The sequence below is a fragment of the Gemmatimonas sp. genome (assembly GCF_027531815.1).
Lineage (GTDB): Bacteria > Gemmatimonadota > Gemmatimonadetes > Gemmatimonadales > Gemmatimonadaceae > Gemmatimonas.
Genome location: NZ_JAPZSK010000002.1, coordinates 35,232 through 55,201, shown reverse-complemented (window position 1 = coordinate 55,201; position 19,970 = coordinate 35,232). Strand labels below are relative to the sequence as shown.

Annotated in this window: 12 protein-coding genes; 3 read left to right on the top strand and 9 right to left on the bottom strand. The window is 68.2% G+C overall.

Annotation, left to right across the window (positions count from 1 at the left end):
* The 6 genes from O9271_RS01475 to O9271_RS01450 form a co-directional block, all read right to left on the bottom strand.
* Window positions 1–2,040: a (Fe-S)-binding protein gene (locus O9271_RS01475; RefSeq protein WP_298265508.1), complete on the bottom strand. Its 2,040-nt coding sequence runs from the start codon at window positions 2,038–2,040 to the stop codon at window positions 1–3.
* 142 nt (window positions 2,041–2,182) lie between these two features.
* The gene (locus O9271_RS01470; protein WP_298265506.1) at window positions 2,183–3,172 is read right to left on the bottom strand and encodes an electron transfer flavoprotein subunit alpha/FixB family protein; all 990 of its coding nucleotides are present in this window, start codon (window positions 3,170–3,172) and stop codon (window positions 2,183–2,185) included.
* Window positions 3,173–3,175: 3 nt separating this feature from the next.
* Window positions 3,176–3,931 (bottom strand): electron transfer flavoprotein subunit beta/FixA family protein, encoded by a 756-nt coding sequence (locus tag O9271_RS01465; protein ID WP_298265504.1) that lies wholly within the window; start codon window positions 3,929–3,931, stop codon window positions 3,176–3,178.
* Window positions 3,932–4,124: 193 nt separating this feature from the next.
* The gene (locus O9271_RS01460) at window positions 4,125–5,363 is read right to left on the bottom strand and encodes a RagB/SusD family nutrient uptake outer membrane protein (protein ID WP_298265502.1); all 1,239 of its coding nucleotides are present in this window, start codon (window positions 5,361–5,363) and stop codon (window positions 4,125–4,127) included.
* 5 nt (window positions 5,364–5,368) lie between these two features.
* A complete protein-coding gene (locus tag O9271_RS01455) occupies window positions 5,369–8,434 on the bottom strand; it encodes a SusC/RagA family TonB-linked outer membrane protein (RefSeq protein WP_298265498.1) in 3,066 nt (1,021 codons plus the stop codon).
* Between the two features lie 288 nt (window positions 8,435–8,722).
* The gene (locus O9271_RS01450; RefSeq protein ID WP_298265494.1) at window positions 8,723–9,961 is read right to left on the bottom strand and encodes an acyl-CoA dehydrogenase family protein; all 1,239 of its coding nucleotides are present in this window, start codon (window positions 9,959–9,961) and stop codon (window positions 8,723–8,725) included.
* 175 nt (window positions 9,962–10,136) lie between these two features.
* Between O9271_RS01450 and O9271_RS01445 the strand changes: the two genes are divergently transcribed.
* A complete protein-coding gene (locus O9271_RS01445) occupies window positions 10,137–12,959 on the top strand; it encodes a hypothetical protein (RefSeq protein ID WP_298265492.1) in 2,823 nt (940 codons plus the stop codon).
* A 113-nt stretch (window positions 12,960–13,072) separates the two neighbouring features.
* Here O9271_RS01445 and O9271_RS01440 read toward each other — a convergent pair whose 3' ends face one another.
* Window positions 13,073–13,861, bottom strand: a complete 789-nt coding sequence (locus O9271_RS01440; protein ID WP_298265490.1) for a SprT-like domain-containing protein — start codon at window positions 13,859–13,861, stop codon at window positions 13,073–13,075.
* Between the two features lie 168 nt (window positions 13,862–14,029).
* Here O9271_RS01440 and O9271_RS01435 point away from each other — a divergent pair, with 168 nt between their 5' ends.
* Window positions 14,030–15,880: a serine/threonine-protein kinase gene (locus tag O9271_RS01435; protein WP_298265488.1), complete on the top strand. Its 1,851-nt coding sequence runs from the start codon at window positions 14,030–14,032 to the stop codon at window positions 15,878–15,880.
* Here the strand turns inward: O9271_RS01435 and O9271_RS01430 are convergent.
* Together O9271_RS01430 and O9271_RS01425 are read right to left on the bottom strand one after the other, a co-directional pair.
* A complete protein-coding gene (locus O9271_RS01430; protein ID WP_298265486.1) occupies window positions 15,856–16,734 on the bottom strand; it encodes a metallophosphoesterase in 879 nt (292 codons plus the stop codon). The genes O9271_RS01435 and O9271_RS01430 overlap by 25 nt on opposite strands.
* Window positions 16,727–17,740 carry an isocitrate/isopropylmalate family dehydrogenase gene (locus tag O9271_RS01425; protein WP_298265484.1) on the bottom strand — a complete coding sequence of 338 codons (1,014 nt, stop codon included), beginning with the start codon at window positions 17,738–17,740 and terminating at the stop codon, window positions 16,727–16,729. Before O9271_RS01425 ends, O9271_RS01430 begins: the two co-directional genes overlap by 8 nt.
* A 148-nt stretch (window positions 17,741–17,888) precedes the next feature.
* On the opposite strand from O9271_RS01425, the gene O9271_RS01420 reads away from it, so the two are divergent.
* Window positions 17,889–19,961 (top strand): carbon starvation CstA family protein, encoded by a 2,073-nt coding sequence (locus O9271_RS01420; RefSeq protein ID WP_298265482.1) that lies wholly within the window; start codon window positions 17,889–17,891, stop codon window positions 19,959–19,961.
* The last annotated feature ends 9 nt before the right edge of the window (window positions 19,962–19,970 follow it).

Sequence of the window (19,970 nt, the reverse complement as noted above, 5' to 3'; positions counted from 1 at the left end):
TCAGCGCAACCGCGCCGCCACCACTTCGGAGATGTCCAGCACCGGCACCTCGCTGCCGGCCCCGGTGACCCCGTCGGTGATCATCGTCATGCAGAAGGGGCACGCCACGGCAATCTGATCGGCGCCGGTGGCCAGCAGTTCTTCGCTGCGCTCGACGTTCACCCGCTTGCCCACGTTCTCTTCCATCCACATGCGGCCGCCACCGGCCCCGCAGCAGAGCCCGCGGCTCTTCGTGCGCGCCGGCTCCACCAGCTCCATGATAGGCAGCGCCTTCTTGAGCGTGTTGCGCGGCGCATCGTACACCTCGTTGTAGCGCCCCAGGTAGCAGGAATCGTGGTACGCCACCTTGAGCCGCTGCCCATGCTCGGTGTCGAGCGGCACGCGCCCCTCGTTGAGCAGCCGCTCGATGTACTCGGTGTGGTGAATGACCTCGTAATGCCCGCCAAGATCGGGGAACTCCTTCCCCATCTGATGGAAGCAGTGCGGACAGAAGGTCACCACGGTCTTGATCTCGTACCCGTTGAGCGTCTCGATCACGCCCTTGGCCATCATCTGGTACAGGTACTCATTGCCCATGCGACGGGCGGGGTCGCCATGGCAGGTTTCTTCCTGGCCAAGAATGGCAAACTTCACGTTGGCCGCCTGCAGAATGCGCGCGAACGCCACCGTGATCTTCTTGCTGCGATCGTCGAACGACCCGGCACAGCCCACCCAGAAGAGCAGATCGGGCTTCTCGCCGCTGGCCGCCATTTCGGCCATGGTGGGAATGTTCATCCCCTCGGCCCACTGTTCGCGATCGGCGGCGCTGAAGGCCCACGGGCTGCCGTTGCGTTCGAGGCTCGTGAGCGCAGGCTGCAGTTCGTCGGGAAAGCGCGACTCCATGAGCATGAGATCGCGACGCAGCTCGTTGATGATGTCGAGCTGGTCGATGCTCACCGGGCACTCCTGCACGCAGGCGCGACAGCTGGTGCACGCCCACAGCTCCTCCTCGGTGATCCAGCTGTCGAGCAGCTTCCTGTCGAGCACGACCTGCTGTTCGGCCGTGGCGGTGCCCCCCCCGGCCGCCACGGCATCGAGCACGGTGGCTTTTTCGGTGAGTCGTGCCCGCGTCTTCACCACGATCATGCGGGGCGACAGCACCTTGCCGGTGATGTTGGCCGGGCAGGCTGCGGTGCAGCGCCCGCACTCGGTGCAGCTGTAGCCGTCGAGCAGGTTCTTCCAGCTCAGGTGCTCCACATCGCTGGCCCCGAACTGTTCGGCGTCCTCCGCCTCGAGGTCCATGGGGCGCATGGCGCCCACCCGTCCCGGCCCATCGGTGTTGGAGAACCACACGTTGATGAGCGACGTGAGGACGTGCAGGTGCTTCGACTTGGGGAGGTGATTGAGGAACCAGAGAATGCCGAGGGCGTGCAGCCACCAGGAGACCCGCGCCATGGTGTGTGCCGCCTCCACGCTCATCATGCCGGCAAAGAGCGGCAGGAAGCCCCTGGTAACGACGTGCCCCGCCTGCGAGGCGCCGGGCTGCATCTGCTCGCCGATGTACAGCAGCAGCAGGGTGATCATCAACCCGGCGATCACGCTGAGGATGAGCACGGCCTCGCCGCTGTGCACCGCATCGACCGTGAACCGGCGCGGGCGAATGACGAGGCGCCGGTAAAGCAGGTAGAACACGGGGATCAGCACGAACACCGCGAACAGCTCCTGCGACGCCACGAAGGCCGTGTAGAGCACGTCGGGGAGGAGCACGTTCCACGTGAAGGGCGTATACAGCCCCTGGATCATGATCTCGATGGTGCCCAGCCCCAGCACGCAGAAGCCCCAGAACACCAGGGCGTGCATCATGCCGCCCAGCGGGTCGCGCAGGATCTTGGTCTGCGCCAGTCCGATCAGCAGGAAGTTCTTCGTGCGGACATCCGGGTGATCGGTGCGATCCTCGGGCTTGGCCAGTTTGAGCCATCGAACGAGCCGCTGGGCCTGCTGGCTGAACATCCAGAGGGCGCCGGCAAGGATCACCGCGAAAAGGTAGTTCTGCAGGGTCATGGCGCGAAGCTAGACCGTGGAATGGGCCGCGACAAGCGCGGCGGGGAGGCACGGAGGGGAGGAGGCACGGGGAACGCAGCGGGCCCCACCGCCTTGATGGCGATGGGGCCCGTCCTGTCTGACTGAGCGTGCCAAGGGGACGTCAGCCCTGCGCGCGCGCCGCCTTCACTGCCGCGATGAGCGCCGGCATGACCTCGAAGACGTCGCCCACGATGCCGTAGTCGGCCACCTTGAAGATCGGGGCGTCCTTGTCCTTGTTGATCGCCACGATCGTCTTGGAGGTGCGCATGCCGGCAAGGTGCTGGATGGCGCCCGAGATGCCCACGGCGATGTACAGGTTCGGACTCACATTCCGGCCTGTCTGGCCAATCTGGTCCGAATGCGGACGCCACCCTTCGTCGGTCACCGCGCGCGTGGCACCGACCGCAGCGTTGCCGAAGGCATCGGCGAGCTCGTCGCACAGCGCGAAGTTTTCGGGCGCCTTGAGCCCGCGACCGCCGGCCACGATGACGGGCGCATCGTTGAGATCGATCTTGCCGGTGTTACCCTGCTTGAGCTCCACCACCTTCACTCGCGAGGCTGACGGATCCGTGGCGCTCGTGACGGACTCCGTGGCCAGCGGCTTGGCGTTGACCACCGGCTGAAACGCCGCCGGACGTACCGACAGCACGGCCGGCGTCCCCGTGAGGGTGAGGGTGGCGATGGTCTTGCCGTTCATGTTGAAGTGCTGCCCCAACACGTTGCCGCCTTCCACCGTGAACCCCGTGAGATCGGGGGCGAGACCACTCCCCAACTTGGCCGCCACGCGCGGGGAAAGGTCACGACCCTGCGCCGTGGCGCTGAAGACGGCAAAGGCGTACGTGCCACCCGACAGCTGCTGCGCCAACGTGGCCGCCAGCGCCTCGGGGTTGTACTGCGCAAACCCGGCATGTTCGAGCACGAGCACACGGTCGGCGCCGTACTCGGCGAGCGCACCGGCCTTGGACGCGATACCCGCGTCGCCCACCAGCACGGCGTGCACACTGCCGCCGCCGGACAGATCGGCGAGCTGACGCCCGGCCGTCACGGCCTCCAGCGCCACCTTGCGCAGGTCACCGGCGCGGACTTCAGCAAAAACGAGAACGTTGGCCATGGCTCAGAGCACCTTCGCTTCGGTCTGGAGGAGACGGACGAGTTCGGGCACCGCCGCCGCGCTGTCGCCGAGAATACGGCCAGCGGCACGCTCGGGGGGGAGCACCATTTTCGTGACCGACACCTTGATGTCACCCAGCTGCGCCGGCTTCACATCGAGCGGCTTCTTCTTGGCCGCCATGATGCCCTTGAGGCTGGGCAGGCGCTCCTTGTTGAGCCCGTCGTCGATGGTGAGCAGCGCCGGGAGCGGGAACTCCACCACCTCGCTGGCGCCTTCCAGCTGACGCTCGGCGCGGCCGGTGCCCCCGCTGATCTCCAGCTTGCACACGTTGGTCACGCACGGCAGGTCGAGCAGCTCGGCCACCATGGGCCCCGTCATCTGGTTCATGGAGTCGATGGCAATGCGGCCCATGAGCACGAGGTCGTAGCTACCCTCCTTGAGCTCGGCCGCCAGCGCGCGCGCGACCGCCAGACCGTCGGCCGGCACGGACGCCGCCTGCAACAGCACCCCACGATCGGCGCCCATGGCCAGCGCCTTGCGGATCTGCTCCTGCGCCGCATCGGGGCCGAGGCAGATGGCGACCACTTCGCCGGTGTTGTTGTTCTTTTCCTTGAGCTGCAGCCCCGCCTCGATGGCCCAGAGGTCGAAGTCGTTCACGTCGTACTTGAGCCCCGCCTCGTCCACGCGCGTGCCATCGGCCGCGATCGCGAACTTGGTTTCCATCACGGGGACACGCTTGATGCACACGGCGATCTTCACCGCGGTCGCTCCGTTCGAATGTCAGGTAGGATTGGGAGACTACGTGAGTGCAAGCTAAGGGACGGGGACAGAGGGGGGCAATGCGCCCCTGCCGTCCGAAAACAGCGCGGGTCGGACCCGCCCGCAGGCAAGTCCGACCCGTCCGTCCCGCGGGAACCGGCGTAGCGACCGGCTCCCGTGCGGGTTTCCCGTTTCAGCGCCCGAAGTTGGGGTTCGCCAGCTTCTCCGCGTCCGGCAGCGGCCAGCAGCGCTGATCACCATACACCCCACCCTTGGCGTACAGCGTTCCGGCAGCGGGTACCTGCGGCAGGTTGAAGCGCTTCACGTCGAACCAGCGGTTCCCCTGCAGGAACAGCTCGCGGCGGCGCTCTTCAGCCACGGCGGCGTCCACGTTGGCCGTTTCCTGGGCCGTGAGGGGCGGCAACGCCACGCCCGCACGGGCGCGCAGGGTGTTGAGCACGGTCACCCCGGCGGCCCCGCCCCGCGCTTCGGCAAGGATGAGCTGCGCCTCGATACCCGTGGCAATGGGATACGTCGCCACGAGGCTCGCGTACTTGTTCTGGTTCCACAACCGGTTGATCTGATCCGGTGCCGTGCGGCCAAGATCCGTGACCGACACGCGGGGATCATTCAACGTGCGATACGCCGGCGCCACGCTGGTGGCGTTCGACTGGTTCACCTGCTGGAAGATGCGATTGTTGCGGCGGCCGATGGTGGCGTCGGCGGTGGCGTTGTACACGAAGCCCACCGGCACGCGGGCGGCATCGTCGGCCGCGCCGGGCTTCGCCCCCTTGTTGATGCGCGCGCGCGCCCGCCCCACGTAGGCCAGGTTGAGCACGGTGGCATCGCCGGCCGTGGTGGCGGCGGCAATGGCCTTCGTGAAGCGCACCTCCGCCGAGTCGAACAGCTGCGTGGGCGTGAGCGCACTGCCCAGACCAATGACCCCCTCACAGAAGCCTTCACCCAGCAGCAGGAGGCTGAAGCCCGCCATGGCCGAGTTCAGGGCAATGAGCCGCTGCCGGTTGGGTACCTGGGCGTCGCTCCACCCCTCGAGCCGCGACACCGCCTGGTCGTTGGTGTACCGGGCCGTATTGATGGGCGTGTACACCCCAATGCCCTCGCAGCCGCTGGTGGAGTAGAGCGCGTCCACGGCCTCGACGTTGCGGCGGTCGTAGTTCCACCGCGCCGCCGTCTGCGTGGCGTCCACGAGCTCACCGGCGGCAAGACCGCTGGCCACCACGTAGCCGCCCAGAGCGCATTCGTAGTCGGCCACGGCGCTGGCCGAAATGAGCGCCGCGTTGGCCGGCACCAGAAACGCTTCTTCGGCCAGACGGCTGGGGGTCTGGACCGTGAGCAGGCGATCGAAATTGCCGCAGGCCGCGGTGAGGCCGAGCGACGCGACCGCCGTCAGGACCTTCATCGTGTTTCGCATGATGGTCAGAAGTTGAAGTTGACGGTGGTCACGAACTGCCGGAGCTGCGGCAGCACGTTCTGCTCCCACTGGCCGAAGGCACCACCACGGGTGCCGCCGTTGAACGACGCCTCGGGTTCGATACCCGGGAAGTTCGTCCAGAGGCCGAGGTTGCGGCCGGCCACGGTGATGGACGCGCGCGTGGCCCCCACGCGGCGCGCGAAGTTGCCGGGCAGGGTGTAGGTGGCCGAGAGCTCGCGGAAGCGCGCGAAGCTGGCGTCGTGAATGAGGTGATGCGTGAACGCGGTACCGGCCTGGACGGCGGCCAGCTGCGCCCGGTCCTGCACTTCGTCGGGGTAGTACAGCTCCCGACACAGCACGAACGCGCCGCAGCGCACGCGGTAGTTGCCGTCGAGCTTCTTGTAGCCACCGCGCCAGTCGACGAAGGCGTTCACGCGGAGGTTCTTGAACATGGTGAGGCCGGCCGAGAACGAGCCTTCCTGCATGGGCACCGAGTTGCCGAGGAAGACGCGCGGTGCCTGGGCACAGGCAATGGTGCCGCCGGCGCCATTGTCGCAGAGCACGTTCGTGGCGCGGCGGGTGGTGGCGTCGTAGTCGGCGCTCACGATGCGGCGATCCCACCACGCACCGGGCGCATAGCCCACGCGGTGCCCGATGTTACTCGACAGCGACACGAACTGCGTGGAGCCCCCCAGTGACGCGATGTTGTACGCGGTGGTGGAGCCGCTCAGCGTGAGATCGAGCGACAGATTGTCGCGGCGCAGCGGCGTGCCGCGCACGACCCACTCGACCCCCTGCCGATCCACCTTGCCGGCGTTGAACAGCTGGAAGCCGGGGAAGCCGTTCGACGGCGGGGCCTGGCGCGACAGGATGGCGTCACGCGTGGAGCCACCGAAGTACGTGACCTCCATGCCCACGCGGTCGTTCCACATGCCCGCGTCGAAGCCCAGCTCGAGCTCGGTGCTGCGCTCGGGGCCGAGGTCGACATTACCGGCGGAGGACGGCGTGAGGAAGCCACCCGCCGCGGTGTAGGTGCGGATGGCGTCGAAGGCGCCGGGCTGGAGCCCCGAGGCGCCGTAGGCCGCGCGCAGGCGCAGCTGGTTCATGAAGGCCGGAATGGGGAGCGACGGCTCCTCGCTCACCACCCACGAGGCGCTGAGCTTGGGATACGTCACGGCATCGAAGTTGGTGCCGAAGGCCGAGTTGTCGTCGGTACGCACCGCGGCCGTGAGGAAGAGGCGATCGTTCCAGACGAACTGCTGCTGGATGAACGCGCCCACGGTGTTGTTCTGCGTGAGCTCGTCGCCGCCCACGTTGCGGATGGCCGCCGACGAGATGGAGGTGAGCCCCACGGCGGGGAACGTCGCGCCGCTGATGGACCGGAAGCGCGTCTGGCGCAGATAGATCTGCCCACCAACCGACGTGACGCTCTTGATCGCCGACGACGGCTGGAATTCGGCATTGGCGACGTAGTCGTACGACGTGAGCGTGACGTCGCGCGTGCTGGCCGAGATCGCGCCGGCGGTCGGCAGCCCCGACCCGGCGAACGCCGCGTACGTGGCGGCGATGATGTCGTTGCGCGGCGTCCGGTCTTCGTTGTTCTCGGCGAGGCGGTCAATGCCCACGATGAGCCGGTGGTTGAGCCACTTGGCCGGGCGATTGGTGAACTGGAAGCTGCCCGTGAAGCGGTCGGCGTCCTGGAAGACGTCGTACGCTTCGTAGTAGGCGTTGGGCGGCCCGGAGCGGAAGCCCAGCTGCGGATTGCCGGGGGTGCGCGAGTTCACGCCCACGCCGCCGTACAGGAAGCTGGGCGACGAGAAGAGCGTCCCCCAGACGGCCCCGCCGCCACCGGATTCGAAGGGCAGATAGGTGCGCCCCGTGGTGTAGCCGAGGCTCGTCTGCACGTCGACGCTGGGCGAGGGGTTCGCCTGCAGGTTGACGCGCAGATTGGTGCGACGGAGACGATTGACGCGTTCGGCACCCTGGTTCTCCTCGTAGCCGCCACCCACGTAGTAGCGCACGGCGCTGGTGCCGCCGGACACCGACATCTGGATGTCCTGCAGCTGCCCGCTGGTGAACACATCGTTGCCGAAGCGCGCATTCAGCGAGTCGTTGAGCTGGCGCGTGGAAATGCTCACCGTGTCGAGCGCCGTGGCGCTGCCGGCGCGCGGGACGGTGCCGTAGTTGTCGTCGAAGCGGTTGAGCCAGTTGGGCACCCAGCTGGAGCCACCGCGGGCGGTGAGGCTCCACACCGGCCGGCCGGCGGCACCCTTCTTGGTGATGATCTGGATGACGCCGTTCGACGCCTCGGTGCCGTACAGCGTAGCGGCAGCCGGGCCCTTGATGACTTCGATGCTCTCGATGTCATCGGGGTTGAAGTCGTTCCAGCGCGAGATCGACGCGGAGCCGAACCCCTGATTCGATGGGCCAGAGGCCTGCGTGTTGTCGACGCGCACGCCATCCACGTAGATGAGCGGGTCGTTGGAGAGCGACAGCGAGGACGCGCCGCGCACGCGGATGCGCGAGCCGGTGCCCACCTGCCCCGAGCTGGCCACGATGCTCACGCCCGCCGCGCGCCCGTTCAGCAGCTCCTGAAAGGAGTTCACCGGCTGCGTGGCCACCACCTCGGCCGCATTCACGGTGCTGACGGCGTTACCGATGGCGCGCTTCTCGGCCACCCCGGCCGTACCCGTCACGACCACGGACGTGAGCTCCATGGCGCGCTCGGAGAGCGCAATGCGCACATTGGCGTCACCGATGGTGGCCCCCAGGGTGCGCGGCAGGAAGCCAATGCGACGCACGGTGATCTGGACCTGTCCGGTGCCGGTGAGCCCGGCCAACCGGAAGCGGCCGGCGTTGTCGGAGGTGGTGCCCACGTTGCGCCCTTCGACCACGATCTGGGCGTCGCCAATGGGCGATCCGTTCTTGTCGTTCACGACCGTACCGGCGATGGTGCCAGTGCCCTGCGCATGCAGGGGGGCGCGTGGGGCCAGACTCGCTGCCACGAGCCCGAGCGCCACACCGACGGTGCGCGACCGGACCGCGACCAAGCGGGCGGCGGAGTGCAGCATGTGCGTCATCTCCAGGGGATTGGGGAGGAAACCACTGTTGCGGCGGAACCTATGCGCCCAAACAACGGAGACAAGCGCCCGGTCACCGCGGAGTGCGGTTGAGCACGGCGGACTGCGGGAGCAGGGTGCAGGGGGCAGGGAGCAGGGAGCAGGGAGCAGGGGGCAGAGCAGTTGGGGACAACGCGAAGGGGACGGCGAAGATCGCTCTTCGTCCGCCCCCTGCTTCCTGCTTCCTGCTTCCTGCTTCCTGCTTCCTGCTTCCTGCTTCCTGTTTTTGCTGGCGCGCGTCTACTTGAACGCGTTCAGCCCCGTGATGGCCTGACCGAGGATGAGCGAGTGCACATCATGCGTGCCCTCGTACGTGTACACGCTCTCCAGGTTGGCCATGTGGCGCATGGCGCCATACTCGGCCAGGATACCATTGCCGCCGAGCAGACGCCGCGTCTCACGCGCGATGTTCGTGGCAATGTCCACGTTGTTGCGCTTGGCCAGCGACACCTGTGTGGGGGTGAAGTTGCCGGCATCCTTGAGACGGCCCAGGTGCAGCGAGACCAGCTGCCCCTTCACGATTTCCGTGAGCATGTCGGCGAGGCGCACCTGCTGAATCTGGAAGCCGCCGATGGGCTTGTCGAACATGACGCGCGTCTTGCCGTAGCTGACCGCTTCCTCGAAACACGCCATGGCCGCACCGAGCACGCCCCAGGAAATGCCGTAGCGCGCCTGGGTGAGGCACATGAGCGGGCTCTTTAAGCCCTTCGACAGCGGGAGGATGGCGTCGGCGGGAACGTGCACATCGGTGAGCACCAATTCCGAGGTGTGACTGGCCCGGAGCGACAGCTTGCCGTGCTGGTCCTTGGCGTGGAAGCCGGGCAACGAGGTATCGACGACGAAGCCGCGGATGCTGCTGTCGTCGGTGCTGTCGCCGGTCTTGGCCCAGACGATCGCGATGTGCGCCCTGGAACCGTTGGTGATCCACATCTTGCCGCCGTTGATGATCCAGCTGCCGTCGGCCTGCTGACGCGCCCGCGTGATCATCCCGGAGGGGTTCGATCCGTAGTCCGCCTCGGTAAGGCCGAAGCAGCCGATCATCTCGGCCTTGGCCAGCTTCGGCAGATAGTGGCGCTTCTGCTCTTCACTGCCGAACGCGAAGATCGGATACATGACCAGGGCGCCCTGCACCGAGGCGAACGAGCGGATGCCGCTGTCACCGCGCTCGAGCTCCTGCATAATGAGCCCGTAGGCCACGCTCGACAGGCCGGCGCAGCCGTACTCCTCGGGGAGGTTCGCGCCCAGCACGCCCAGTTCGGCGAGTTCCGGGATGAGTTCATCGGGGAAGCGCCCGTCGACGTAGCAGCTGCCGATGATGGGCAGGATCTTCTCGTTGACGAAGGCGCGAATCGTGTCGCGAATGGCGCGCTCTTCTTCGGTGAGCGCCGCGTCGATGTTGAACAGGTCGCCCGGGTGAGCGGTGAGTTCCACGGACGGGAGCGCAGGGATCGCGCTCGCCAGCAGGGTATCGAGGGCCATGGGGCGCTGCGGGAGAGAGGGAAAAGGTCGACCCCGTAATGTAGCAAGGCGCACGGGAAGGGAGGCACCGGGGCATGGTCGAGGCTGGTTGCACTGCGCGTCGTCGTCATGATATTCGGGACCGGTGGTGGTCTATTGCCGGTCGTCCCATTCCCTCCCCTGCGCCGAGCCTCCCATGCGCCGCTCCCTTGCGCTGCTCTCCCTGGTCTGTGCCGCCTGTTCGGGTGGTGGCGGAGACGACACGGGCCCCGTTACCCCGCCCCCCACGCCAACCATTGCGGTGGCGCTGGCGCCAGGCGCCGGCACGGCGGCGCGCGGCGCCACCACCGCCACCACCGTGTCGCTCACCCGCGGTGGTGGCTACGCCGGCACGGTCACGCTGGCTGCCGACGCGTTGCCGGCGGGGGTGCAGGTCAGCTTCGCGCCCGCCACGCTGAGTGGCACCACCACCAGTGCCACCGCCACCATTTCGGTGGGCAGCACGGCCGCGGCCGGGAACGCGACGGTCAACATCTCGGCCTCGGGGAGCGGCGTCTCCACCGCCAGTGCCGCCTTCGCGCTCACCGTCCCCGCGCCCACCATTGGCGTGACCACGGCGGCCAGCGCCCTCACGGTGACGCAGGGCACCAGCGGCAACGTGGGCATCACGGTCTCGCGCACGAACGGCTTTGCCGATGCGATAACCCTGACGGCAACGGGCGTGCCGACCGGAGTGACCGCCACCTTCGCTCCGGCATCGGTGGCGGCGGGCAGCAGCGCCAGTACGCTGGCGCTGGCCGTTTCGGGGACCACCACGCCGGGCAACTACCCCATAACGGTCACCGCGTCGGGCACGGGAGTGAGCAACGCCACCGCCACGGTCACGCTTACGGTGGCGGCAGCGGCCACGCCGGCGTTCGGCTTGAGCGCCGCACCGGCCGCGCTCAGCCTCGTGGCCGGCCAGAGCGCCACGAGCACCATTACCGCGGCGCGCACCGGCGGCTTTGCGGGTGAGGTAGCGCTGGCGATCAGCGGGGCACCGACGGGCATGACCGCCACGATCACCCCAGCCAGCCTTGGTACCAGCGTGACGACCGCGTCGGTGTCGGTCACCACGACGGCAGCCGTGGCGCCGGGTGCGTACACGCTCACCGTGAATGGCACCGGCACTGGCGTGCAGGCGCAGAGCACCACCATTGGCGTGACGGTGGCGGCCGCGCCGGCCATTGGCCTGGCGCTGGCGAGCGGCTCGCTCAGCACCGCGGCCGGATCACCGGTAAGCACTGGGGTCACGCTCACGCGCTTGGGTGGCTTTGCCGGCGAGGTAGCACTGGCCGTACAGGGGCTGCCGTCGGGCGTTACGGCGGCGTTTGCGCCAGCGACGCTGACCGGGAGCACGCTGGCATCGACGCTCACCCTTACCGTAGGGAGCGCGGTGCCGGTCGGTAGCTATCCACTGACGGTCAGCGCGTCCGGCACGGGGGTAAGCGCCACCACCGCGCCGCTATCGCTCACGGTGAGCGCGGCGCAGGGCTACTCGCTCACCGCCACCGCGGTGAACCTCACGCAGGGCGGTACGGCCACGAGCACGGTGACGATCAATCGCACCGGCGGCTTCGCCGGCAGCGTGGCGCTGGCTGTGAGTGGGCTCCCGAGCGGAGTGACCGCCACGGTGAACCCCGCCAGCACCACCGGAAGCAACGCCTCAATCACCTTCAACGCCGCGAGCAACGCCAGCACAGGCGCCTTTACGGCCACCCTCACCGGTACGGCGACGGGGCTGGCCAATGTGACCACGAGCCTTGGCGGATCGGTGGCCGGTGCCCCCACCGGCGGGAGCATCAGCTGGACCTTCTGCGAGACGGACCGCTTCCCGGTATGGTTTGCCGTGCAAAGCGGGACCGGTGGGGCATGGAACGCCGTCACGCCAAGCGGCACTACCACGCGTGTGTACTCGTTCAACATCAGCGGCAGTGTGGGCGGCGTGGCGTACGCCATTCCGCGGACGGGCGGCGGGACGGACCTGTCGGTGCTGTATTTCTCGTCGGCCGAGCTGGGCCAGCAGGCAGCGAATGAATGTGTCTCCAACCGCAGCACCAAGACGCTCAACGGCTCGGTGGCGAACGTGCCGGCGGGTGCGCAGGCGTTCATCGGCGTGGGCGGTGCGACGGCAACGGTGAGCGGCCCGGCGACGACGTTCACCGTCAGCGGTGTCGATGACGGGCCGACGGACATCGTCGGCGTGCGCAGCGTGTCAAGTCCGCCCACGTTCTTCCCGGCGCCCGACCGCGGCGTCATCCGTCGCAACCAGAACTACGCGGCCGGCAGCACCATCCCGGTGCTCGACTTCACGGGGAGCGAGTCGTTCGCGGTGGCGTCGGCCGACTACACGGTGGCCAATGCCACCGGTGAACAAGTGACGCTCGCGTCGTCGTTCGTGACGCAGAACGGCTTCGCGGGTTCGTTCACGTTCTTCAATCCGCTGTTCACCGGCGCGACCCAGAAGGCGTACGGGGTGCCGCTGGCCAACACGGTGAGCGGGGACCTGCATCAGGTGCTGGTGACTGCCATCGGCGGCAATGGCGCGAGCGTGCGAACCGTCGCGCAATACAACCGTGAGCTCACCAACCGTACCCTCACGCTGGGTCCGGCGCTGTCCAGCACGGCGCCCACCTCGCTGGGTTCGAGCCCGTACCCGCGCTTCTCGGTGACGGGCACCTGGCAGACCGAGTACCCGGATGCCGTTGGCGCCTCCTTCTTCCAGCAGGCGCAGACGTCGAACACGTGGACGGTCACCATGTCGCGAAGTTATTTCGGCAGCGGCGCAACCTGGACGCTCGCGGTGCCGAATTTCGCCGGGGTGAGCGGCTTCAACAGCGCGTGGGCGCTCGCCAACGCCAGCACGAGCTGGTCGCTCACCGCTCTCGGTGGCCTGTTTGCCCCGGGAAACAACGCGCTCGGATTCGGCGAAGGCGGCACGTTCCGCTCCGCCTCGCGAACCGGCACCGTGTCGCCATAACGGCAACCGACCTCAGTACGGTTGGGAACGCGGGGCGCCGGTGCATGTCACCGGCGCCCCGTGTCGTTTGCCGATGGCGCGCGGAACGGCGATCGTCGGCGCGGCCGCAACACTCAGCGCCCGTGCGCCTGCCGCTGCCGCCGCCGTTCGAGCGGCGTTACGTCGCGTCGCGCGGCGGGAGTAATGCCCACCTCGCGCGCCTTCTGGCGGAACTCCGGCCCATGATCGACGGGGCGTCCGGTCTCGTGCTGCCACTGGTGTACCATTTCGTGCAGCAGGGTATGCAGGGCTTCGCGCCACCCGTGCCGCACAATGTGCGTGCGCGACATGACGATCTCCGCCCGCAGATGCCGCGAGCCCGGGTCGTAGTGCCCCAGGCGGGTGGCCATGCGGCCGGAGAGGCGCAGCGGAATGCTCGCGAGCACGCCGCCGAACCACTGTGCGTTGAGCTGGCGGTGCGCCTCGGCGAGCTGCGTGATGAGGGCGGCATCGCCCGGACGCGCCGGCTCCTGTCGCCGCGCCACCGGGGCACGCTCCACCTCGTGTGCCAGAATGACTTCGCGCGCGGCCAGCCGCTCGGCCTTGGTGCGGGCCGTGGCAAAGGCCACAATGGCGCGCAACACCGCCTCCGGGGCCTCCGCATAGCCTTCGTTCACGCGCAGCGTGCGGCCAATGAGCGACACCATGACGGTACGCGTGCGCATCAGCACGAGCTGCTCCACCCCGCGCAGCCCCATCTCCTGCAAACGGGAGAAGAGCACCGCCGTGCGCGCGCGCACGGCACTGCGGCCGCGCACCTGCCGCCCCTCGCCTGCCGCCGCGGGCGTCGACGACACCGCCGGCGCCGGTGGTGTGGGCGCCTCGGAGAAGAACCCGAGCTGCAGATCGTCGAAAAGGGACACGGTAGCAACTTGGAGGTCCCCCCGCGTTCGGGCAACGCCTGCGCCCCGGCCAGCGACATGACCCGCCCCATGGGGGACGTGGCCGGCGGGGCACGCGACCTCGCCGATGAGACCACCGACGTGTAGCCTTTGCCACGAGGCGCCGTCCCCACCTACCGTTCCTGCAACATGCCGCCCTCCCCGACTCCGCTTCCCCCCGCCCTGACCGCGACCTTCGAAACCGTGCGCCTCCTCGGCACGGGCGGCATGGGGGCCGTGTGGCTCGTCCGCGATCGATTCCTCGATCGCCTGGCGGCGCTCAAGGTGCTGCTGGCCGAAGAGGCTAGCCCCGCGGCGCGAGAACGCTTCCTGCGGGAGGCCCGCACCAGTGCGCGGCTGGAGCATCCGCACATCATCGACGTCTACCGCGCCGATGAGACCGACGGTGTGGTGTGGTTCAGCATGCGCTACATCAACGGCGAGTCGCTTGGCGATCGCCTCCGCGACCGCGGCGCTCTCCCCGTGTCCGACGTGGTGCGCATCCTGCGCGAGGTGTCGTGGGGGCTGGCGTACGCGCATGCGCGCGGCGTGGTGCACCGCGACATCAAGCCCGACAACATCCTGCTCGACCGCGAGTCCGGGCGCGCCGTGGTGACCGACTTTGGCATCGCGCGTGACGCGGGCGATGCCCACGGGCTGACCATGATGGGCAACGTGCTGGGCTCGGTGCACTACATGAGCCCCGAGCAGGCGTCAGGTGATGCGCTGGATGGCCGCAGCGACATTTATGCGTTGGGGTGCGTGGGCTTCCATGCCCTGAGTGGTGTACCGCCCTTCGATGGCGCGCCGCAGACCGTGCTGGTGGCGCACGTGACGCGCCCCACGCCCTCGCTGGGCACACTCGCCGGTCATGTGCCGGCCAGCGTGGTGGCGGTGATCGAGAGGTGCCTGGCCAAGGACCCGGCCGGGCGCTACCAGACCGCCGACGCCGTGGCGGCGGCGCTCGACGCGGCCCTCCTCGACGCCGAGGCGAGCGAACGGGCCGCGGCCGATGCGGCACCGGGTGGCGTGCTGAACGAAGACGATGCGCGCGTGGTGTGGCAGCGCGCGGCGCAACTGCAAGCGGAGGCCGCGCACCGCATGGAGCGTTCAGCCGCCCTGCGATCCACCAGCAGCGGCGCGCATGCCCGTGTCACGGGTGACACGCAGGAGGCGCTCGATACGGGACAGTTCCGGGTGCGCGACGTGGAAGCGGCGGCGGTGGAAGCCGGGATTTCGCGCCAGTACGTGGCCATCGCGTTGGCCGAACTGCGTGCGCGCGGCGCCAGCGCAGCTCCTGCGCGTGTGCTCAGCGAGAGCGAGGACCGTCGACTCACGCTGCTCATGGGCACCGCCGACCGCGCCGTGTCGGTGTCACGGGTCATCAAGGCCAGTCCCAAGGCCACGTTGCAGGCGCTCGGCGCGCTCTTCACGACCGCCCCCAACGACTTCACGCTGCAGGACACCGTGAACGGGCATCCGCTCGACGGCGGCATCATGCGCTTCAGGGTCCCGCGACTCATGGAGGCCTACGGCAACCCGCTGGTGGCCTTCTCCAAGGAGAAGCAACTCCGCTACCGCCTCGAGCAGATCGAGCTGTTCGATCTCAACGTCACCCTGCAGCCGCGCGGCTCTGCGGCGAACCCCGCGTGCGAAGTGGTCATCACCGGCGATCTGCGTCCCGGGCTCACGCGCAACGCCAAGCTCGACCTGATGCTCATGGGGCTCGCCAGCGGCACGGCGCTCGTGGCCACGGCGATGGGCTTGGGCAAGGTCATGGGGGTGTCCCCACTGAGTGTGGCCCCGGCATTGGGGGCGGCCGGGGCCGCCGTGATCGCGGGCGCTCTCGAGATCGTCTGGTACCGCTGGCTATTCCGTGATGCGCTGAAGAAGATGGTCGATGAACTGCAAACCCTGCTGCAGCAGATCGAACGGCAGTTGGCGCAGCAGGCGCTCTTCAGTGGCGAGCCGCCGCGTCAGGTGGGCGCGGGGGAGCGGTAGCGTGGTGAACTGTCGGTGCGGTCTGCCACGAGCTGCATGGGGCCCGGCACGAACGCACCACCGTCGAACGTCCACGCCTGCACCATCACTCGCCCCGTGTCAGCCTCGATCACGTTGAGTGCACTGGGGCGCCTGCCGCGCATGCGACTGCTCAGCGTGTTCGCCGCACTTACCAGCACGCGGCCACCCACCAGCTCCACGCGCTCCTCGTGATCGTGTCCGGTACACACGACGTCCACGGGCATAGCGGCAAGCGCCTGCAGCACCCGCTGCGGCTGCTTGAGCCCCCACCGGTTGGAAAGACGGCCTCGCACCACGTTGTGATGCACCACCAACACGCGCAGGGCGCCCGCGGGGGCCGCAGCCAGCCGCTCGTGCGCCTGCTGCAGCTGGGCCTCGGTGAGCCCACCCTTCACGCGCCAGTCACGCGGATACCAGGTGAGCGACTCGGGGTGGGTGCCCCACGCCGAGTTGAGCCCCACCATGGTCACCCCCGGCGCATGGATGGTGGGCTGGGTGTCCTGGCAGATGTACTGGCGATAGCGCTCGTGCAGCCGCGCATACTCGCCGAAGCCGAAGGGCGCGTGCCACCAGGCCGTATCGTGATTGCCGGGCACCGTGATGACCGGCGCCACGGCGCGAAACTGCGCCACGATCTCGCGCGCCTGCTCGAACTCGTGCACCCGGGCGCGCTGCGAGAAGTCCCCCGACAGCACGATGGCGTTCCAGCGCTGCGCGCGGGCGAGCGCCAATGCAGCGTCGACGTGGGCCGAAACAAACGGGCGTCCGCAGTGGATGTCCGACAGGTGCAGCACCCGCACGGCCGCCGGCGCGGAGGGCGCGGGCTCAGCCAAGCTTCGCAATCACGGCATCGGTGAACGCGTCCGTGCCCGCGGTGCCGCCCAGATCGCGCGTGAGCACACGCCCCTCCCGGATGGTGCGCTCGAAGGCGTCGCGGATGCGCGTGGCGTTGCCGCTGTCGCCGATGTGATCGAGCATCATGCAGGCTGCCAGAACGAGCGCGCCCGGGTTGGCGATGTTCCTGCCGGCAATATCGGGGGCCGTGCCGTGCACCGCCTCGAAGATGGCCGTGTTGCGCCCGATGTTGGCGCCGGGTGCCAGCCCGAGTCCTCCCACGAGCCCCGAGATTTCGTCGGAGAGGATATCCCCGAAGAGGTTCGTCGTGACCACCACGTCGAACTGCTCCGGGCGCATCACGAGGTGCATGGCCATGGCATCGATGATGCGCTCCTCGAACTGCACCCGTCCTTCGTACTCACGGGCCACCATGCGCCCCACGTCGAGGAAGAGCCCCTGCGAGTACTTGAGGATGTTGGCCTTGTGCACCAGCGTGACCTTGCGACGGTCGTTGGCGAGGGCGTACTCGAAGGCATAGCGCACGATGCGCTCGCTCCCCTGCCGGGTAATGATGGCCACCGACTCGGCCGCCGCCCGCGGGTCGTCGCCAATGCGCACATAGTGCTCGACGCCGATGTACAGCCCCTCGGTGTTCTCGCGCACCAGCGTGATGTCGATGTTCTCGAAGCGGCCGGGCACGATGGTGCGCGCCGGACGCACGTTGGCGTAGAGGTCGAACGTCTTGCGCAGCGCCACGTTGATGGAGCGGAACCCCTCGCCGACCGGCGTTTCGAGCGGCCCCTTGAGCGCCACCCGGGTCTGCTTGATGGAATCGAGCGTGGCGTCGGGAATGGGGTCGTTCCAGCGGGCCACCCCCGCCATGCCGGCCACCTGCCGGTCCCAGGCGATGTCGCATCCGGCGGCGCCGAGGATGCGGACGGTGGCGTCGGCAATGGAGGGGCCGATGCCGTCGCCGGGGATGAGGGTGACAGGTGTGGGCATCCCGAAGCATAGCCACTCCGGGGGACGGGGAGATAGGAACAGTGGGTCCGACCGCCGGACAACGCCCCCCCGAGGATGCGCGTTCATTGACAAGCCGCCGCCCCACGCTGCATATGGGCACGTCGGTTCCCACCTTTCCCCCCTCCGCGTGACTCGACTGCTGAAAGTCCTCCCCTGGCTGGCCCTGGCCGCCCTCGGCGCGGGTTCCCTGGCCTTCGTGGCCGTGAACCGTGGCGAGCAGGTCAGCGCGGCGTGGCTGCTGACCGCTGCCGTGTGCACGTACCTCATCGGGTACCGGTTCTACAGCCGCATCATTGCGCACGACATCTTCAACCTCGACCCTGAGCGGGCCACCCCCGCCGAGCGGCTCGAGGACGGGCGCGACTACGTGCCCACCAACAAGTGGGTGGTGTTCGGGCACCACTTCGCCGCCATTGCCGGCCCCGGCCCGCTGGTGGGGCCCACCCTGGCCGCCCAGTTCGGCTTCCTTCCGGGGGCGATCTGGATTCTGGTGGGTGTGGTGCTGGGAGGGGCCGTGCAGGACTTCGTGATCCTGGCGGCCTCGGTACGGCGCGACGGCAAGTCGCTGGGACAGATGGCGAAGGAGGAGATCGGCACGGTGGCCGGTACCACGGCGCTCATCGCCGTGCTGGGCATCATGATCATCCTCATTTCGGTACTGGCGCTGGTGGTGGTGAATGCGCTGCGCGACAGCCCCTGGGGCACCGTCACGATTGGCCTCACCATTCCCATCGCGCTGCTCATGGGGCTGTACATGCGCTACGTGCGCCCGGGCGCGGTGCTCGAGACCACGGCCATCGGCCTCGTGCTGCTCGGCGTGTCACTGTGGGCCGGCAAGTGGGTATCGGAGTCGGCGGTGTGGGCGCCCGTCTTCACGCTCGACGGCACGACGCTGTCGATCGCCATCATGATCTATGGCTTCGCGGCCTCGGTGTTGCCGGTGTGGCTGCTGCTGGCGCCGCGCGACTATCTCTCCGCGTTCGTGAAGGTGGGCGTGGTGGTGGCCCTGGCGATCGGCATTCTGTGGGTGTTGCCGCCGCTCGAGATGCCGGCGGTCACCAAGTTCGTGGACGGCACCGGCCCGGTGTTTTCCGGCAAGCTCTTCCCGTTCGTGTTCGTCACCATTGCCTGCGGTGCGATCTCGGGGTTCCATGCCCTCATCTCCAGCGGCACCACCCCCAAGATTCTCAAGCGCGAGTCGGACGCCCGCCTCATTGGATACGGCTCCATGCTCACGGAGTCGCTCGTGGCCACGATGGCGCTCATTGCCGCCTGCGTGCTCACTCCGGGTATCTACTTCGCGATCAACTCGCCAGCGGGGGTGATCGGCACCACCGCCATGGCCGCGGCCGATACGATCAACAACTGGGCCCTGTTCAAGCCCATCACGGCCGCGGAGCTCGATGCCCTGGCGAAGGCCGTCGGCGAGAACTCGCTGCTGTCGCGTACGGGTGGGGCGCCGTCGTTGGCGGTGGGCATGGCCCACCTGTTCTCGCAGGCGCTGGGCGGTGAAGCCACGATGGCGCTCTGGTACCACTTCGCCATCATGTTCGAGGCGCTGTTCATCCTTACCACGCTCGACGCCGGCACGCGCGTGGGTCGGTTCATGCTGCAGGACATGCTGGGCAACATCTGGAAGCCGCTCGGCAAGGTCTCGTCGTATCCCGCCGGCATCTTCGCCAGCGCGCTCTTCGTGTGCATGTGGGGCTACTTCCTGTATCAGGGCGTGACCGACCCCCTCGGTGGCATCAACTCGCTCTGGCCGCTCTTCGGCATTTCCAACCAGCTGCTGGCCACGGTGGCGCTGTGCGTGGGCACCACGGTCATCATCAAGATGGGGAAGGCGCGCTACGCGTTCGTGACGCTGCTGCCCATGGTGTGGCTGGTGATCGTGACGATGACGGCGGGGCTCACCAAGATCTTCTCCAGCGATCCCAAGCTGGGCTTCCTCTCGCACGCCGCGCTGCTCAAGCAGCAGATCGCCTCGGGCACGTTGCCGGCCAACATCAAGACCGTGGAAGCGGCGCAACGCATGATCTTCAACGATCAGCTCGACGCGGGTGTCGCCGCCTTCTTCCTGGTGTCGGTGATCGTCATTCTGGGTGCGTCCATCAAGGAGTGGCTGGCCGTGACGAGCGGCCGCAAGGCCATGGTGTCGAGCGAGACGCCGTTCGTGCGCACCCAGCTCACGGGCGCGTGATGCACACGA

What these genes read in the sequence shown, in the direction of transcription:
- O9271_RS01475 (WP_298265508.1), bottom strand. Translation starts at nt 2,040, where the DNA reads ATGACCCTGCAGAACTACCTTTTCGCGGTGATCCTTGCCGGCGCCCTC.
- O9271_RS01470 (WP_298265506.1), bottom strand. Translation starts at nt 3,172, where the DNA reads ATGGCCAACGTTCTCGTTTTTGCTGAAGTCCGCGCCGGTGACCTGCGC.
- O9271_RS01460 (WP_298265502.1), bottom strand. Translation starts at nt 5,363, where the DNA reads ATGCGAAACACGATGAAGGTCCTGACGGCGGTCGCGTCGCTCGGCCTC.
- O9271_RS01455 (WP_298265498.1), bottom strand. Translation starts at nt 8,434, where the DNA reads ATGCTGCACTCCGCCGCCCGCTTGGTCGCGGTCCGGTCGCGCACCGTC.
- O9271_RS01450 (WP_298265494.1), bottom strand. Translation starts at nt 9,961, where the DNA reads ATGGCCCTCGATACCCTGCTGGCGAGCGCGATCCCTGCGCTCCCGTCC.
- O9271_RS01445 (WP_298265492.1), top strand. Translation starts at nt 10,137, where the DNA reads ATGCGCCGCTCCCTTGCGCTGCTCTCCCTGGTCTGTGCCGCCTGTTCG.
- O9271_RS01435 (WP_298265488.1), top strand. Translation starts at nt 14,030, where the DNA reads ATGCCGCCCTCCCCGACTCCGCTTCCCCCCGCCCTGACCGCGACCTTC.
- O9271_RS01425 (WP_298265484.1), bottom strand. Translation starts at nt 17,740, where the DNA reads ATGCCCACACCTGTCACCCTCATCCCCGGCGACGGCATCGGCCCCTCC.